Source organism: Massilia eburnea, from assembly GCF_050709955.1.
Taxonomy (GTDB): domain Bacteria; phylum Pseudomonadota; class Gammaproteobacteria; order Burkholderiales; family Burkholderiaceae_D; genus Rugamonas; species Rugamonas eburnea_A.
Genome location: NZ_JBNZFX010000023.1, coordinates 47,944 through 64,230 on the forward strand (window position 1 = coordinate 47,944; position 16,287 = coordinate 64,230).

Here is a 16,287-nt window from a genome sequence, read left to right on the forward strand (position 1 = left end):
CACCAGTTCCACGCAACTGCCCTTCATCTTCCATGCCGGGGCCGACCAGCAGGCGCATCGGCCTTGCCTGCCAGCTCGGCGAGGCGGCGCGTACTGTCGGCCTGGAATCCGTGGCCCACTGTTTCGCCCAGGCTGATCACGCGCGCTTCGGGGATGGCTGCGCCTACATGCGGCGCGACACTGGCTGCGGTGGCGATGGTCAGCTTGCCGGCGCCGGCGCGCAGCGCGGCTTCACCGGCCAGGATGGCGGCGCCCGGCATTTTCCGCCGAGCCGGCCACCACCAGCACATGGCCGCGCGCTTCCTTGTCGCCGTCGAAGCCGGGTTGCGGCAAGGGCCACTCGCGAAGCAGGGTGGGATTCAGGTCGATCGGGGCGTGATTGCTCATGGTTTTGGTGCGGCAGGGATATCCGGCTTGTCGGTAACGGGGGTACCGCTGTCTTTCAGCGGCGCGACGAAGTTTTCCAGTTCCAGCACCAGCTTGCCGCGCTTGCCCGCCTGCTGGTCGAACTGGTAAGAAGTGACGCCGCAGTTGGGCACATCGGCGGCGCGGTCGACGGCGAGGATGGTTTCCTCGTCCAGCCGTTCGAACAGGTAGCGGAAGCAATTGACGATGACCTGGTGGCCGATGATCAGCACGCGCTCGCGGCGGTACTCGCGGGTGATGGTGTCGAGCACACTGCGTAGCCGCAGGATCACCGTCGCACCAGCTTTCACCGCCGGGCGGGCGGAAGTAGAATTTGCCGACGTGCTTGCGCTGCTCCGCCAGGTCGGGGTATTTATCCGCGATAACCCAGTGGCGTGAGGCGGTCGGTAATGCCGAATTCCTTCTCGCGCAGGCGCTCGTCGGAGACCACTGCCAGCATGTCTTCAGGGCCGAGGCATTGCAGTATGGCTTGCGCGGTGGCGCGGGCGCGCAGGTAAGGGGAGTACAGCACGACATTGGGCTGCTGCCCGGGCGGCAGGGTCGCGAACCACTGCGCCAGTGGCGTCGGCCTGGCGCGTGCCCAACTCGGAAAGCGGGACATCGACATCGCGCTCGGCAATGTCGATCAGAAACTCATTGGCAGCCGTGGCGGCGTCGCGCGCCACGTTGCCGGCGCTCTGGCCGTGCCGCACGAGCCAGATCTGTTGCGGCCATTTTTGCTCCATCGCATACCTTTTCGGTGGATAGCCAAAAGCTTATGGTAAGCGGATGCGATGGCGGGGCGGCACACAATCCCCAGCGGCAAGATCTACGGTCGCGTCCGTGTCACACCTTGGGGTCTGGCCCCAAGGTGTGACACGGGCTCGGCTGGTGCTGCTTGTTATGGGTTCCAGCCTGCGCCGTTGTTGTAGGCGGCGAAGATCTGGGCTCGGGTGGCGAAGCCGGCGGCGACGTCGGATGCGCTGAGCTGGTAGCCGCCGGCGCGGGCGCCCAGGTTGAGGGGATTGCCGAGCAGGTCGGTGCTGCCGTATTCGCCGCCAACCGCTGGTGGCGTTGGACACTGACGGGTTGGGCGCAGGTTGGCCGTTCACGCCGGACCCGGCCCAGCCGACTGCGGCAATGTGGCTATCCATTCTGGCAGTTTGATGAAGGCGATGCTGTCCCATACGCTTGCGTTGCCGGAGCTGCGGGCCAGGTAGGTGGCGCCGGCCGGTACGTCTCCGTGTGCCGGGCCAGGGCCGGGGCCGTGCGTCAGGCGGGCTGTTGAGGAAGACGTAGCCTTTGTCGGTGGCATTCGGCACGCGGGCCTGCAGGATGTACCCGCCGCTGCTGGCGCTGGTGGTGTCGCCGACCGAGCGGATTTCGCTTTCTTCAAACAGTGCGGCACGGCTGCCGCCCCAGATGAAGTCGACATTTCCGGCCACCAGCGTGCGGTAGAACACAGGACCAGCCTTTCAGGTTCAACGTGTCCTGCTCACTGTAGAAGGCGGGTGTCGCGCGCAATCAGGCGGCCGTTGTCGTTGTTGAAGTAGAGCGTTTCCGCTTTGCGCCGAGATGTTGGCGGCGCGCAGGGTCGTGTTGCGCAGGGTGAGGGTGTCGAGCAGCAGCATGTCCGAGGTTTCCACCAGCATGACGGAGCGCCCGCCGGCGGCGGTGGCGCTGGTGCCGGGAGCCTGGCTGGCGCCGGTGCCCGGGTTGAGTGTGTCGTAGTTGGCGTACTGGATGACTGCGCCGTCGCGGCTTTCGCCGCGCAGCGTCACATTGTCCTTGCCGCGCAGGTAGAGCAGTTCGTTATAACTGCCGTTGCGGATGGTGACAGTGGCCGGCGTGGCCTTGTCCACGTTCTGCATCAGGAAATTCAGCGCGCCCTGAACGGTGGCGAAGTCGCTGTCGGGATCTGCACCGACCACGAGATCCGGTCCGGACGGTGCCGCGGGCCTGGTCGTGAAGGACCAGTTACCGAGCTTGCCGATGCCTACAAACGGCGTTCCGCCCAGCGATGTGCCATTGAACACGCCGTTGGCAATCGCGACATAATATTCGGTGCCGTAGGCCAGCTTGCCGTTGTTGCGGCTTGATCGTCACGACGTTGCCGTTGATGGTGACCGGGTTGGTATTCACCTTGCGCACCGCGGCCTGGCCAGGATAGCCCAGTTCATCGGTCTCACCGGACAGCTTGATCACGTCGACCAGCGCATCGTCCATCTTGCGGAAGATGCGGATAGTGCCGCCGGTGCCCAATGCCGGCGTGCTGTCGAACGCCAGCCGCAGGCCAGTGTCGACGTGCGCTTACGCCTTGCGCTGCGGCGGGCGATGCCCGGTCGGCCAGTGTATAGGTCTGGGTTGGCTGCACGAATTGCGCGCCGATGGTGGCGCTGATCAAGCGCACCAGTGTTGGATCGCTGTCGCAGGTCACGCGCACCGTGGCGTTGCCTGCACCGACAGGCGTCAGCACGAGCGTGTTGCCGCTGACGCCGACCGCCAGCACTGCCGGGTTGCTGGAGCTGGCAGCAAAGCCATCGATCGTGCCGTCCGGCTTGAGGGCGGTAACGGCCAACTGCAATGGAGCATCGCCCGCTTCGGCGGTGTAGCTGGTGGTGGCGGGATTCAGCGTCAGTTGCGAGGGCTTCAGGGCTTGGATCGCCAATCCGCACATCGTCGATCTGGAATGATTTGTTGGCGGTGTACAGTCCAACCAGTCCCCGCGCGCTGAAGGCGGTGTCAGTGACGGAACCGAGCGATTCACCATCGAGGTAGACCGTCAGCGTGCTGCCGATCATCTCAAAGCGCACGGTGTAGAACACCGAATCCATATTGATTGCCTTGCGTACCTGCTTGGGCCGGGATAGTGCGCCGTTCAGCATTTTTGCGATTTCGACCTGGGTGCTGGTGTTCGCGTTCTGCACGTTCAGGCCGGCGCCGTACCAATTGGTGGCGTTGGTTGTAGCGCGTAATCAGGTAGAGCTGCTTGTTGCCGGTGGTGCTGTTGGTCTGCGGCTTGATGCGTGCTTCGACGAAATAGTCTCCGCTGGGCACCTTGGCCATGGCGGCAGGCTTCAACAGGGCCAGTACGCCGCCGGTCGTGGCGGCTGTGTACTGCATCAGCATATTCGTTGCCCCGACTGCTTCGGCCTTGACGCTGAAGCTGCCGTTGGGGCCGGCCACCGGCAGCAGATCCCAGTTGGCGGAGGTGCCGGACTGGAAGTCGTCGCAGAAATACAGGCCGCTCGGCGGGCAGGTTCAGGGTAAGGATCGGCGTGCCGCTGGTGTCGCCCGTGCCGCTGATACTGGTGGACAGCTTGCCGGCGCCGGCTTGTGCCAGGGCGTTGGCTTTCACCAGGGAGGTCGGACGCACGCTGTACGCATAGGGCGGCGTCCACGTCACGTTATTGTTGATGGTGCAGCCGCCCAGCAGGGTGCCATTCAACAGCGAGCCGCTTGTCCTTGAAAGTGCCGGTGGGCCGCGCCGCCCGGATTGACCACGACGCTGCCGCAGCCCTGGGCGCCGGTGATCTCGAATACATTCGAATGCGACAGGATTTTCGAGTTGAAACCGGCGCCGACGCTGTACAGGTTCGCGTACACGGCGGCGTTGCGGCTGCCGGCGAAATAGTTGTTGAACAGGTGGACCTGGCCGTAGCGCACGCGCGGGGCACGGCTCGACACGTTGCGGAATACGTTGTTGCTGAAAGTGACCCGCAGCTTGCCTTCGTCGGCCGTGGCGCCGTCGCCAGAACCGATAAGATTGTTCTTGTGGTGCTCACCGAACACGTTGTACGACACGGTCACGTAGTCGGATGCGTTGGTGATGTCGACCGCACCGTCATGGCACTGTTTGAGCTGCCCGTTTTCGGTTGGCAGCAGGTTGTCGGTCATCGGCGTATCGGTGAAGGTGTTGTGGTCGATCCAGATATGGTCGGAGCCGGAAACGCCGATCGCATCGTAGGCCGAATTCCACGCGCCGTTGGCGCCATCGGTCGGATCCCACACCGGCCCTACATCGCAGGGCGCGACGATCTTCAGGTTACGGATGATGATTTGCGAAACGCCGACCAGCTGGATATGGCCGTTGACGATGTCTGCGCCGGCTCCTGCGCCGATCAGCGTGGTATTGCTTTTCAGGCGAATGGCGCCGCGGATGGCCTGGTCTCCGGTATTCGCATAAGGCACGCCTTCGGTCATGTCGATGGTGCCGGTGATCTTGATGATCTTGGGATTGATGCCGCCGTTATTGATCGCGTTGACCAACTGGGAGCGGTTGGCAACGCTGTAGATTTGCGAAGCAATGGCGGCCGAACCGCCGGCAGTGCCGCCGGCCTGGTTTGCCCAGCCATCGGCCGGGGCGGCAATGCGCGCCGGGTCGTCGGCCGCCCGCGCGGGCAGGCAGAGCGCCGCAAGCAGGGCGAGCGCGATCCTGAAACCTTTGAGTTCCATATGATTCTCCTTGGAGGGAAGGGAAGCTGTGTTAGCTGCGGCGTGTACGGCGGCGGCTTGCTGCCAACGCCGCAAATCCGCCCAGCATCAGTGCCGCGCTGCCAGGCTCCGGCACGGCGGCGGCATCCAGTCGGGCGGTCAAGCTGCTAAATTCGGCCCAGGTGGTGCCGGTCAGGTCGATGTCGATCGACTTGCCGCTGGCGCCCAGCGACAGTACCGGCAGTCCGCCAATGCCGCCGCCATCGAGCAGCTTGAAGCCTGTCAGCGGTGCGGCCAGGGTATCGCCAAAATCGAAGTGGAACTTGTATGTGCCCGGCGTGATGGCGCTGTTTGCGATCACGGTTAACAGGCCGCTGGCATCGAAGTCGAAGCCGAACATGGCATCGGCGCTGAGGAATTCGACGCCGGTGCCCGATGGATCAAGGGCGGTAGTGTTGGAACCCGGTTCAAGCTGGAACAGATGGTCGAGGCCGACGATGGCGTCGGCCGAGCCGTTGTACGTGGCCGTGATCACGGCGTCCTGTAAAGGTAGCGGTGCTGCGTGTGCAATTCCGGTGGCGAGTACGGCAGCCACCAATGTCTCCATTATGGTTCTTTTCATTGTGTGCTCCGGTGGGGCTGAATAGGCGTGCCTGAACGGCACGGCTAATCTTATATTGGCCTGACCAATATTTCAATTAATCAGGCCAAATGTGATGCGGTCAGGCTACGTTGCTTTGCGGGAACACTATGGGAAACCAGATGTCGAAGGAGGTCTCGCCGGCCTCGTTAGGGGCCAGTCGGTGCGCGAAGCCGTGCCGCAGCAGCACCTCACGCACCAGCAGCAGGCCGATGCCCTGGCCGCCTTTCTTGGTGCTGAAGAAGGGGGTGAACAACTGGCTGGCAGGCACGCCAGCCAGGCGCGCACCGGAATCGATGACGGACAGCCGCACGCTGCCATCTTCGCGCACCAGTTCGAGTGCGATGGAGGCACTGCCGCCGCGCTCCTGCTGCGTGGCGTCGGCGGCCTCCATCGCGTTCTTGACAAGGTTCTGCAAGGCTTGCTCGATCAGGTGGCGGTCCAGTGGCAGCGGGGCGGCGGCGTCGCGCCGGCGCCAGCCGATGCTGATGCCACGGCTGCGGCACGGTTCGCGATACAGGTAAAGGATGTCTTCCACCACGTCCTGCACGGCGCAGGGACGCAGCTCGGGCGCGGGCAACTTGGCGACGTGGGCAAAGCGTTCGATGAACTCGCCGAGGCTGGCGTTGCGGCGCCTGACTGCGCCGATCGCGGTAGCGAAATCTTCGCCGTCCGAGGCGGCCAGCTGGCGACGGTAGAACAGTAGCGATTCCAGCACGGAGCCGGTAGCGGCCACGGTGTTGTTCACCTCATGACCCAGCACGCGAACCAGCTTTTCGTAGGATGCACGCTAGGAGCTTTGCAGTTCCTCGGTCAGTTCTTCCAGCAGTAGGAACCGGCGCGCGAAGCCGCGGTCGTAGAACTGGCCGCGCTGGCCGCGATATCGGCGGCCATCCGGATCGGACAGCATGGTGCTGGCGCCATCGGGCAGGGTTTCCAGTTGCAACAGCAGGTGCTCGCGATGGCGCAGGGCCTGGGCGCTGGGGTTCAGCAAGGACACGCGGCCGTCGAAATCGAAGACGATGACCGCGCTCGGCGTGGCCTCCAGCAACCGGTCCAGGAAGCCTTGCTGCTCGCCGACGCGCAGGCGTTCGGCATGCAGCGTATCGAGCAGGGCATTGAACTGGCCAAGCAACTGGCTTAGTTCATCGCTGCCGCTACCGCTACCGCTGTCGTGCAGGCGCGCAGCGTAATCCTGGTCTTGCAGCAGCTCGCGCAGGCGCTGGGTGTAGCCAAGCGGCTCCAGCGCACGCCGCAGCAAGCGCACGCCAAGCAGCAGGCTGCCCGCCAGCACCACCTCGACACCAATGAACAGCCACGGCCACTCCCGCAGTTGAACGAAGGCCAGCCCGAACAGCAGCGCATGCAGCACCGCCAGATAGGCAAAAAACCGCAAACGCATACCGCTGAGCCCGTGTCCCACCATGGGGTCAGGCCCCATGGTGGGACACGGGCTCAGCAACGCTCATGCCATGACGCTCCAGGCGCCGGTACAAGGCTGCGCGCGACAGGCCGAGCGTGGCGGCGACGCGTGTGATATTGCCTTGGTGCTGTTCCATGGCTTTACCGATCATCAGCCGCTCGACCTGGTCCAGCGTCATGCCATCGACACCGAGGCGCTGGCTGCCGCCTTCCTCGTGCGCGCTGGCGGCGACGAAATCTGGCTTGTCGAGCAGGGCGCGGCCAGCCAATAGCATGGTGCGCTCCAGCGTCTGCCGCAATTGGCGGATATTGCCAGGCCATGGCTGCGCCATCAGCCACTCCATGGCGGAAGGCGTGACGCTGGCAGGCGGCAGGCCGTAGCTGCTGGCGACCGTGCCGAGGATGTGCCGCACCAGAAGAGGGATATCGGAGCGCCGTTCACGCAGCGCCGGCAGGCGGATGGTGATCAGGTTAAGGCGGTAGAACAGGTCCTCGCGGAAGCTGCCATCGGCGACCATCTCCGCCAGCTCGCGATTGGTGGCGGTGACCACGCGCACGTCCGCTTGCTCGCTGCGGCTGGCGCCAACCGGCGTGAAAGTCTGGTCCTGCAATACGCGCAGCAGCTTCACCTGGTCGGGCCGCTGCAATTCGCCGATCTCGTCGAGGAACAAGGTGCTGCCATTGGCCGTGGCGAAATGGCCGCGCCGGTCACTGCGTGCATCGGTAAAGGCGCCTTTCACGTGGCCGAACATTTCGCTTTCGAACAGGCTTGGCGTGACGGCGCCCATATTGATCTTGACCGGCGCCAGTGCAGCGCGCGGACTGTTGCGGTGGATGGCATCGGCCACCAGTTCCTTGCCGCAGCCGCTTTCACCCAGGATCAGAACCGGCGCTCGGGTGGCCGCCACCTGGCCGATGGTCGCCAGCACGCGCAGCAATTTGGGATGCTCGCCGATGATGTTGGCGAAGTCGAACTGGCGATCGAGCTCACCGCGTGTGGGTCCGTCGCCAGCCTGTTGCGGCATGGCCGCCAGCGTGGTGCGCACCAGTTCCAGCAACTGCGCATTGTCCCAGGGCTTGGTGAAAAAATTGGCGGCGCCGGCCTGCATGCCTTTCACCGCCAGCGTAATTGAACCCCAGGCTGTCATCAACAATACTGGCAGGGAGGGGTGGGTGGCGCGGATGCTGGAGAGCAGCGACAAGCCTTCCTCGCCGCTGGTTTGCAGCGAGAAGTTCATATCCTGCAGCACCAGGTCAAACTGACTTCCGGCAAGCGCCTGCATGGCCTGCTGCGGATCGTCGCAGCAGCGCGCTTCATACCCGGCCTGTTTCAGCAGCAGTTGCAGCGAAACCTGAACGGCGCTGTCGTCGTCAACAATCAAGATGCGGCGCATGTCTTCCTATTATTCGTGGTGCAGGGCTGCGGCAGGATGGAGCCGGCTGGCGCGCCAACCAGGATACAGGGCGCACAGCAAGGATAGCAGATAGATAACGCCCATTGAAAGGGCGGCCGCACCGGTGAACACCTGCCAGCTCAGTGCCTCGCCGAGGGCGCCGGTCAAGGGCAGTTGCACCAGCAGTGCCAGGCCGGCCGTCATCGCCACGCTGCTAAGGAGCCGTTGTTCGGCCACGATCTGGCGCGAGATGCCGGCCGCGGTGGCGCCCATGGCGCGGCGCAGGCCGATTTCCGGAATGCGGCGCGTGGTGTTTTGCCACAGCACGCCGAACAGTCCAAAGCCCACCATTGCCAGCAAAAAGGAGGCGATCACTGCCAGTACCTTGAGCGGCACCAGCTGCACTTCCAACTGCGAGGCACGCAATTCGGACAATGGATTGATGGTGTAGCTCCAGTCATTGCGTACCTGTTTGAGCTGGCGTTGCAGGTCCAGCTCGAAGGAGCGCGGCGTGCCGGGACGCATTTTGACCACGAGCGTCATCTGCAACTTGACGCCATTGAGTTCGGCGTGGCGGAACAGTATGACGGGACGGGGCGACATGAATTCCCCCTTGCCGCGGAAGTCCTCAATTACACCGACGATGCGAAAACGGCTCGCGTTCTTCGGATCGCTCGATTCGGCGACTACCACCTTGTCCAGCGGCGAAGTGCCGGGGAATAGCTCTTCGGCCAAGCGCCGGTTCACAACAGTCGCAATGGCGTCCGCACCGGCATCCTGCTGCGATGGCCAGCGGCCGTCATCAAGCTTCATGCCCATGGTCGTCCAGAATTGGTCACTGGCTTCCGTCAAGTCGGCGCGCACATTCCGGCTGCCGTCGGGCAGGGCAATTCGGCTGACCATACTGGCATCCTGAAACAAGGGAAAGGTCGTCAAAGCGGCGTTCTCCACCTGCGGCATGGCTGTCAGCGCGCGCAGGAAACGATCATGGACTCCCTCAGTGCGGCTGGCCTGGTTACCGTTCGGCGGCTGCAATTGCACCGCCCACACATCCGCATATTGGAAGCCGAGCGGCTGATGATACAGCTGCCAATAGCGCGTGCCGGTGGCGGCAATGGCGAACACGATCACGAATGCCAGCATGATCTCCAAACTGAGCAGCATATTGCGCGTCTTGCGCTTCCAGGTCAGTTTCAGTAAATGGCGCAGCATCAAGCAGCTCCCTTCAATGCATGGACAGGGTCAAGGCGGGACATCTTCAATGCCGGTACGAGGCCGGAGAGCACGCCAAAGACGACGGTGATCAAGAGTCCCCAGGCGAAGACTGCGAAGTTGATGCCGACTTTCAGGTAGGGGATGGGGCCGGATGCTTCCAGCCACCACAGGACACCTGCCGCAAGCACCAGCGCGATAGCGCCACCGGCCAGGCATAGCAGCACATTTTCCAATATCAGCTGCGCCGCAAGTTGGCGATTGCTGGCGCCAAAGGCCTTGCGCACGCCGATTTCGGTGCTGCGTTCCATGATGCGGCCGACATTCAGGTTCACCAGGTTCAGCGCGGGCAACAGCATGAACAGCAGCATCAGCAAGGTCACCCCGCCCAGAATCAGGCTGGCGCCGCCCACACCACCGGCGTCAGGATTAGTGTCTTTGCTGCTGGTGAGGGTGCGCGCAAACATATCGACTTTGCTGTCGGCCCAGATCTGGCCTGAGGAGAATTCCGGATCACCGGCGAAGTCCATGCGCGCGGCAATGCGCTGCACTTCTGCTCGGATGGCAGGCAGGTCGTCCGGGCTGCGCGCCAGCAGCAAGGCAAAGAAGCGGCCCGTCATCTGGTGTCGGTAAGTCGTATTCGGGTAAGTGGTGACTGGTACCCACAGGTCGGCATAGGCGTTCAGGTGCAGCGCATCCTGCACCACACCTATAACGGTAAAGGTTTGGCCACCAGTTTCCAGTTTGCGCCCCAGGGGGGCGGGATCGCCGAACAGCTTGAGCGCCATGGAGCGCGCCAGCACAGCCACCATGCGGCCTTGCGCCACATCGTCTTCGTTCGGCACGCGGCCGGCCAGCACCTTGAAATCCATTACCCGCCAGTACTCGGCATCGGCATGGCGCATATTCAGTTCTGTGCTGACGTCATTCATGATTACGGCTGTCGGCTCAACTCCCGTGACTGCAGCAACCATCTCCACGCCCGGCATCGGCTTCAGATACTTTTCGATCACGCGGTAGCCAAGTGGGCTGCGGCTGAGAGCCGTGTGTTTTTCGTTGGTGGCTTCGATCATGTGAACCTGCAGGAAGCGATTGCTGCGATGCTCGACACCGGAAGGGTAGAACGCCTCCTGTAGCATGGCGGTGACGACCAGCAGCACCACCAGCGTCAGTACAATGCAAGCCAGGTTGATGGCGGTGAACAGTTTGCGGCGCTGGAATACGTTCCACGCCGTGAGCAGGTAATTCTTCAGCATGTCCGCTCCTTATGCCACCAGTTGGCCGTCGAAGACGCGCACGATGCGGTGGGCGCGGCGGGCTTCTGCTTCGTCGTGGGTGACCATGACGACGGTGGTGCCTTCTTCGTTCAGCTTGAGAAGGATGTCCATCACTTCCGCGCCCATCTTGCTATCCAGGTTGCCGGTCGGTTCATCAGCCAGGAGGACGTCGGGCTGGCCGACCATGGCCCGCGCGATGGCGACGCGCTGCTGCTGGCCGCCGGAAAGCTGGTTCGGGTAATGCTCCATTCGCGCGCCGAGGCCGACCTTTTCCAGCGCCGCGCGTGCCCGTTCGCGGCGTTCGCTGCCGGGCATGCTGCGATAGAGCAGCGGCAGCTCCACGTTGTCGATCACACGCAGGTCGTTAATCAGGTGGAAGCTCTGGAAGATGAAGCCGAAGGTATCGTTGCGCAGGCGCGCCACATGTTTGTCCTTGTACGACTGAACCAGCTCGCCTCCGATACGGATGGCGCCGGCGCCGGGACGATCCAATAGGCCGATGATGTTCAGCAGGGTGCTCTTGCCGCACCCGCTAGGGCCCATGATGCAGACGAATTCGGACTTCTGGACGTGCAGGTCGATACCCTTCAAGGCCAGCGTTTGCACCTTGTCGGTATGGTAGGTCTTGCTGATTTGTTCGAGTTTGATCATTGGGCAATCCTGATGGTGTCGTAGTCTTTGAAGCGTGAAGTGTCGGAAATGATGATGCGCTCACCGGCGCGCGCACCGGCAAGGATTTCAACCTGTTTGCCGTCGCTGGCACCGATATTCACCGTCGCCTTGTGCGCCGTTGAGCCGTCGACAAGGAAGATGGCCTGTTGGCCGCGGCCGTTGAAGGCGGGGCCGCGTGCCACCACCAGTGCGGCATCCTTTCGAGCTGCGACAATATTCGCGTCTACGCGCAGCTTGTTGCGCAGTTGCGGGTGATTTGGCTGGTCGAGCGTGACCAGCAGCTTGACGGTGCCGTCCTGGATCTCGGGCAGGATGGTGTGCACCTTGCCGTGCAATTGAAGGGCGCCTTGTTCTACCAGCACTGGCTGGCCCGGTTCTACACGCCGGGCATGAAAGTCCGACAGCGTGGCCTCCACTCGGTAGTTGTGCAGGTCGGACACGCGCGCCACAAGTTGGCCAGTCGCCACAGCGGCGCCTTCATCCTGCAGCAACCAGGTCAGCATGCCGTCGAAAGGAGCTCGCACCTGGGTTCGGGCCAGCAGCTCTTCCTGCTGCGCGAACTGCTTGCGCAGGATGCTTTGCTGCAGCTGCGCGCCTTCGATATTGCTGGCGGTGGCGCGCCGTACGTCCTCCACTTGTTCCTGCTGCTGGCGCAACTGGATCTCGTTGCGCTTGACGTTCAATTCCGCCGCCAGCAGGTCTTCCGCAGACACACCGCCGTGCTGGCGCAGGGTTTGCGAACGCAGCAGTTTGGCTCGCGTGGATTGCAGGTCCAGTTGCAGCAGTTCGTTGCTGCTGGCCAGCTGCTTGCGCTTTTGCTCCTGCTCCAGGCGCAGGACCTGGATGCGGTTATCCTGCTGCGCCAATTGTTCTTTCAGCCGCTCCAGTTCCAGCTTCACGGACTGGTTGTCCAATTCCAACAGCAAGGTGCCGGCGCTGACTTGCTGGCCTGGGCGTGCGTGGACTTTAGCGATACGGGTCTGGATCGGGCTGGGCACCTGCTCCTCATGCACCGGCACCACGACACCCGCAGCTCCAATGGTGTCGGCGATGCTGCCCTGGCGTACTTCGGCGATATTCAGATCGCTGGCGGCCGCACTTGGCGCCACCGCACGACTAACTGCCCACACGGTGGCGCAAACCATCGCTAGGGCAGCACCTGTTGATAGAAGCGTGGCACGCCGGCGGCGCTTGATGATTGAGGGGTTGATTGCTTGGTCCATGACAGGGACATTGCAAACTCCGTGCCACCCTGGAAACCGCATGTTTTCGTGCTTGCGACCCGCCGCGCCGTGCGTTCCCGCACGAGGGTGTCCGATTTCGGACAGCCAGTGCAGCGGGCCGGCGGCATGCTACTAAAATAGGCTCATGGTCACTTGCTTTCTTTCGCCATGCGCTCAATGGATTGAATGCCCGCGATCATTTTGTCCCTGGCTGATGAATTTGCGGAATGCACGTAGATTTTTGGCGGCCTGAATCCGCGGAGAGCTACCGCTTCTTCAATCCAGAGCACGACGTCATAACCCGTGCCGCGTTCATCGTCGCCAAGGTCATGATCGAGGCTCAATTCGTCCACTGCTCCCGCCTCCAGAAGCTTGATTGCTTCTTCCGGTCAGTAGACGCGCACCCATCCTTCAGGAGTAGTGCGTTCGTCATCAAGATATACACGCATATTTAAGTTTGTCTAGAAAGCCGGTAATGACCTTCGTAATCAAAGAAGTACAGACCGTTGAATGAAGCGTTTTCTTCTATCTCCTGCAACGTCCAGGCATGAGAGTAGGAGAGAAAGTCATCGAAGGCATACCCGGAGTAGGACTGCAGCAGGCATCGTGCAATATCGCGAACTTCGGAATCACCTGGAATGTGCTGCGACACATCGACCAAAACGTATACCGATGGCTTAGCTCCTCCAATCGCAAGGACAAGTTCATCGTATTCTTCGTGTAGATCCAAGCGCTCCACCCATTGATAATCTTCGCATTGAATGAAAAGCCCAGGTTGGTCGAGATGCGGATACCGGAACACACCAACAATTTCCGGAAATGGATGGAATCCCGCCGACTCAAGAGTCGCGCACACTTCAGCGACAGAGGGATCAATTAGAGAAAACCAGATTGAGCGCATATCGGGAGGTGTAGTTGCAGGACGAGACAAAATGTCTAATATGTAGTGGCTCAAACTTGACCTGACAGGGCCTGTCAGACGGGGGGCGACTCACGCCCCTTTGCCGACTGTCAGGGTAAATCGGTTTGCAAATTGACCTCACCGGTTTTTACTTAAAGAGGAACGAGTGTGAAAACACCGACCCAAGAATAGCGCGGCGGGACGTTGGGCATGCGGTCGCCGGACGACCATAAACGTGCATTTGGATTCGAGAAAACTCGCCGATCAACGGAGTGCCCCGTTCGGACCAGCAGACGCGCCGCAGCCAAACGCCGCCAGCGCAGGCGTGGGGAAAGGCGCCTCACAAATTCGCCGCCGATGCACTTGCGCTCTGCCACGATGAGCCGACGGAGATACACGGCGAGCTCGGTTGTCCTATCAGCAAATGCCTCGACCCAGTTGAGTGCAGTATTGTCGTCAGCAGGGTCCCATCCCCGCTCTCGAATGCATATGTCCGCTGCTGACCGTAATAGGTAACTGCCATCGAATTCTACTTAAGATCCATTGCCCCGGAACCGGTTTCGAGCAGATGCAATGCATCGATACAAACTGCCTCACCTCCACTTTGCTGTCTTGCGAGAAAGTCTTTTCGGATGTCCGACTTTATATTTGATATTTTGGATTGGAAAGCCTCGACTTCTGCCGGTGTTACGTTTCCGCCTTTGAAAGATAGCTCACTTTCACAAGCGTTCTTGGCAAGCTTGGCTTTCGCAGTGTTACGGTTCCGCCATTTGCGCAAAGCCTCCGCAGCATCGACTGACAATGACGGATACGTGGCCGAACAGTCTGTAACCAAAGCCTGATTGATCTCGTCCGCATTGCATTCATAAACAGCCGCATAAATCAAAGCATCAGAAGCCCACGCGGCTACCGGAGCTAAGAAACAGCAAACGAACACAATTTTTCTGAAGTGCATGTAGCCTCTCAACTTAGTATCAGATGGAAATGCAACGGCGGCTCATGGCCGGAATCGGCCAATGGGACCGCTAACCTATATGACAGCAAGTGTCAGGTCAAGTCTGAGCCAATACATCTAGTACGATTGCACGAGATTTTTCGTCTCCAAACAGTCGAAACACACGAAAACATAAAGCATGCCGCAGTCGTCAAAGATGTACTTGTCGGCGATTGAATCGAGCTGCCCATATAAGGTCATCGTTTCGCCGCATGAGCATTTTGGCGTCTGGTCTCCTTGGATCCAGTCCGAGGCTTCGCCGAGGCGGTTCCGCTTTCCGATTTCATCGCCAGCCCACTTTCCATTGGGGGATGCTACGGCTAATATGAGGGGAAGGTTGGAGCGCAGCTATAGGCTCACTGTGACTTGCCATTGCAACCATCAGCAAATCCTGGCAGGGCCTGAAACTAATCACTTAACAGATTCTTTGCCGCTTGAACGTCGGGCGAGAAGCTCGCGAAATTGTTGGGCTGCGAGGTTTCAATGAGCACGCGGCCGCAGTTTGTGCACTCATACACATCGCGTTCGTACTCGAGGTATTTGGAATGAATGTGATCATGCAGGATATGGCCGTGGGTTAGGTTCAGCGCAACATAGCCCGGACCATATCCCTTTTCCAATAACCAGGCATCGACTGTTCCACGCTGAGCAGCGTCAACGAAGGATTGTGTTTCCTCGATCAGCCAATCGAAGAACGGATCACGGTCGACGTCGCGCAGGAGCGAAGCTTTGTATGGAAGTGAGTCTGTCTGGTCGCGGATTGTATGTCCGCAGGTACATCCTATTTTTGCCATGGCTATTGAATCGCGCCGTCGGATTTAGCTAATGAGATCTTCATGGTTGTCCACTCAAGGGCCAAAAGGTCAAGTGAGATGGCGACGCCATCGTTTGGGAGCATGCAATACTCCGTCCCGCCAGGGGCGTAACCAAGGGCGGTCCAGTTTAAGGATACTAGTTTCCCCCACTGGTAGTTTGTGACTGCAATCTGCTTTTCGATGTCTTCCCGCGTGCAATATTCGGTCAATGCAGACTGAATGAAATAGTCGACTATCTCGGATTCTGTTAGTGCAGCCGGTCGGAGAGGGCGGACTACGTTTCGCCTTTTTTCAGTCGGTCCACCATTCAGGCCTGTGACCGTTGCCCATCCGTCAGCCTGCTCGATCTTGATTAGATGAGGTACTTCGATCCAGTCATCGCACAGCCAGTCGTACTTGGAGCCGTCGCGAGGGACGGAAACCAGCGCTGGCTCAAATCTGACTTCAAATGGGCCGATAGTTATCGAGTGCATAATGCTGGAGTGCTGCGATGCGCTTCCGCGTCTCGCGTTTGAAAAAGAACACCACTACTGGCGTCAGAAGCCACGAAAGCCAACGCGGCTTGGTGGTGATGTTGTACGAGAAAAGAACCTTGGTCCTGTCCGGGCCGAGTTCTTTGAAATTCCATCCCCCGGCAAATTTATCGAAGATGTACGGTCCCTTGATCAACTTGACGGCGGCGACCTTGTTGGGCTGGTAGGACACGTAGACTGTGTCCATGCTAAGGCCGTTGGCCGCGGTGCAGCGCACCAATTCGCCTTGAGCAGCATCGGTTGCGTTGACCAGGAAGGCTTCGGTCGTCAGTGGGTCCCACTTTGCCCGAAGATCATAGTCCTGAGTAAGTTTGAACATGTATTCGGCGCTTGCGCCGACCTCGAATTCGTAACGAATCAACATA

General features: G+C 60.8%; 23 protein-coding genes. All 23 read right to left on the reverse strand.

Features of this window, described 5'->3' with window-relative positions; translation table 11 throughout:
* Positions 1-23: 23 nt before the first annotated feature.
* Positions 24-260, reverse strand: coding sequence for a hypothetical protein (locus ACQ4MM_RS12615; protein ID WP_431477687.1), 237 nt, complete (start codon positions 258-260; stop codon positions 24-26).
* Positions 232-387: a hypothetical protein gene (locus ACQ4MM_RS12620; RefSeq protein WP_431477688.1), complete on the reverse strand. Its 156-nt coding sequence runs from the start codon at positions 385-387 to the stop codon at positions 232-234. The genes ACQ4MM_RS12615 and ACQ4MM_RS12620 overlap by 29 nt, the downstream gene beginning before the upstream one ends.
* A complete protein-coding gene (locus tag ACQ4MM_RS12625; protein ID WP_431477806.1) occupies positions 384-824 on the reverse strand; it encodes a histidine phosphatase family protein in 441 nt (146 codons plus the stop codon). Before ACQ4MM_RS12625 ends, ACQ4MM_RS12620 begins: the two co-directional genes overlap by 4 nt.
* Positions 779-937 (reverse strand): histidine phosphatase family protein, encoded by a 159-nt coding sequence (locus tag ACQ4MM_RS12630; RefSeq protein ID WP_431477689.1) that lies wholly within the window; start codon positions 935-937, stop codon positions 779-781. The genes ACQ4MM_RS12625 and ACQ4MM_RS12630 overlap by 46 nt, the downstream gene beginning before the upstream one ends.
* The gene (locus ACQ4MM_RS12635; RefSeq protein ID WP_431477690.1) at positions 870-1,151 is read right to left on the reverse strand and encodes a histidine phosphatase family protein; all 282 of its coding nucleotides are present in this window, start codon (positions 1,149-1,151) and stop codon (positions 870-872) included. Before ACQ4MM_RS12635 ends, ACQ4MM_RS12630 begins: the two co-directional genes overlap by 68 nt.
* Before the next feature lie 362 nt (positions 1,152-1,513).
* Positions 1,514-1,720, reverse strand: a complete 207-nt coding sequence (locus ACQ4MM_RS12640) for a hypothetical protein (protein ID WP_431477691.1) — start codon at positions 1,718-1,720, stop codon at positions 1,514-1,516.
* A 166-nt stretch (positions 1,721-1,886) separates the two neighbouring features.
* Positions 1,887-2,441, reverse strand: coding sequence for a hypothetical protein (locus ACQ4MM_RS12645; protein WP_431477692.1), 555 nt, complete (start codon positions 2,439-2,441; stop codon positions 1,887-1,889).
* Between the two features lie 149 nt (positions 2,442-2,590).
* On the reverse strand, positions 2,591-3,073 hold the full coding sequence (locus tag ACQ4MM_RS12650; protein ID WP_431477693.1) for a hypothetical protein: 483 nt from the start codon (positions 3,071-3,073) through the stop codon (positions 2,591-2,593).
* A gap of 134 nt (positions 3,074-3,207) precedes the next feature.
* Positions 3,208-3,591 carry a hypothetical protein gene (locus ACQ4MM_RS12655; protein WP_431477694.1) on the reverse strand — a complete coding sequence of 128 codons (384 nt, stop codon included), beginning with the start codon at positions 3,589-3,591 and terminating at the stop codon, positions 3,208-3,210.
* 258 nt (positions 3,592-3,849) lie between these two features.
* The gene (locus tag ACQ4MM_RS12660; RefSeq protein ID WP_431477695.1) at positions 3,850-4,860 is read right to left on the reverse strand and encodes a pectate lyase family protein; all 1,011 of its coding nucleotides are present in this window, start codon (positions 4,858-4,860) and stop codon (positions 3,850-3,852) included.
* Positions 4,861-4,891: 31 nt separating this feature from the next.
* Positions 4,892-5,461, reverse strand: a complete 570-nt coding sequence (locus ACQ4MM_RS12665; RefSeq protein WP_431477696.1) for a PEP-CTERM sorting domain-containing protein — start codon at positions 5,459-5,461, stop codon at positions 4,892-4,894.
* 100 nt (positions 5,462-5,561) lie between these two features.
* Complete coding sequence (locus ACQ4MM_RS12670; protein ID WP_431477697.1) at positions 5,562-6,242, reverse strand: sensor histidine kinase; 681 nt, start codon at positions 6,240-6,242, stop codon at positions 5,562-5,564.
* 27 nt (positions 6,243-6,269) lie between these two features.
* A complete protein-coding gene (locus ACQ4MM_RS12675; protein WP_431477698.1) occupies positions 6,270-6,881 on the reverse strand; it encodes a hypothetical protein in 612 nt (203 codons plus the stop codon).
* A gap of 28 nt (positions 6,882-6,909) precedes the next feature.
* On the reverse strand, positions 6,910-8,295 hold the full coding sequence (locus tag ACQ4MM_RS12680) for a sigma-54-dependent transcriptional regulator (protein WP_431477699.1): 1,386 nt from the start codon (positions 8,293-8,295) through the stop codon (positions 6,910-6,912).
* Positions 8,296-8,304: 9 nt separating this feature from the next.
* Entirely contained in the window at positions 8,305-9,507 is a 1,203-nt protein-coding gene (locus ACQ4MM_RS12685) for an ABC transporter permease (protein WP_431477700.1), read from the reverse strand.
* Complete coding sequence (locus ACQ4MM_RS12690) at positions 9,507-10,763, reverse strand: ABC transporter permease (protein WP_431477701.1); 1,257 nt, start codon at positions 10,761-10,763, stop codon at positions 9,507-9,509. Before ACQ4MM_RS12690 ends, ACQ4MM_RS12685 begins: the two co-directional genes overlap by 1 nt.
* A gap of 9 nt (positions 10,764-10,772) precedes the next feature.
* Positions 10,773-11,435 (reverse strand): ABC transporter ATP-binding protein, encoded by a 663-nt coding sequence (locus tag ACQ4MM_RS12695; RefSeq protein ID WP_431477702.1) that lies wholly within the window; start codon positions 11,433-11,435, stop codon positions 10,773-10,775.
* Positions 11,432-12,679: an efflux RND transporter periplasmic adaptor subunit gene (locus ACQ4MM_RS12700; protein ID WP_431477703.1), complete on the reverse strand. Its 1,248-nt coding sequence runs from the start codon at positions 12,677-12,679 to the stop codon at positions 11,432-11,434. Before ACQ4MM_RS12700 ends, ACQ4MM_RS12695 begins: the two co-directional genes overlap by 4 nt.
* Before the next feature lie 149 nt (positions 12,680-12,828).
* Positions 12,829-13,056: a cyclic-phosphate processing receiver domain-containing protein gene (locus tag ACQ4MM_RS12705; RefSeq protein WP_431477807.1), complete on the reverse strand. Its 228-nt coding sequence runs from the start codon at positions 13,054-13,056 to the stop codon at positions 12,829-12,831.
* Between the two features lie 74 nt (positions 13,057-13,130).
* Positions 13,131-13,580: a hypothetical protein gene (locus ACQ4MM_RS12710; RefSeq protein ID WP_431477704.1), complete on the reverse strand. Its 450-nt coding sequence runs from the start codon at positions 13,578-13,580 to the stop codon at positions 13,131-13,133.
* A gap of 529 nt (positions 13,581-14,109) precedes the next feature.
* The gene (locus tag ACQ4MM_RS12715; RefSeq protein WP_431477705.1) at positions 14,110-14,535 is read right to left on the reverse strand and encodes a hypothetical protein; all 426 of its coding nucleotides are present in this window, start codon (positions 14,533-14,535) and stop codon (positions 14,110-14,112) included.
* A gap of 446 nt (positions 14,536-14,981) precedes the next feature.
* Positions 14,982-15,368 carry a hypothetical protein gene (locus ACQ4MM_RS12720; protein ID WP_431477706.1) on the reverse strand — a complete coding sequence of 129 codons (387 nt, stop codon included), beginning with the start codon at positions 15,366-15,368 and terminating at the stop codon, positions 14,982-14,984.
* Positions 15,369-15,833: 465 nt separating this feature from the next.
* Positions 15,834-16,286, reverse strand: coding sequence for a type II toxin-antitoxin system RatA family toxin (locus tag ACQ4MM_RS12725; RefSeq protein WP_431477707.1), 453 nt, complete (start codon positions 16,284-16,286; stop codon positions 15,834-15,836).
* Between the last annotated feature and the right edge of the window lies 1 nt (position 16,287).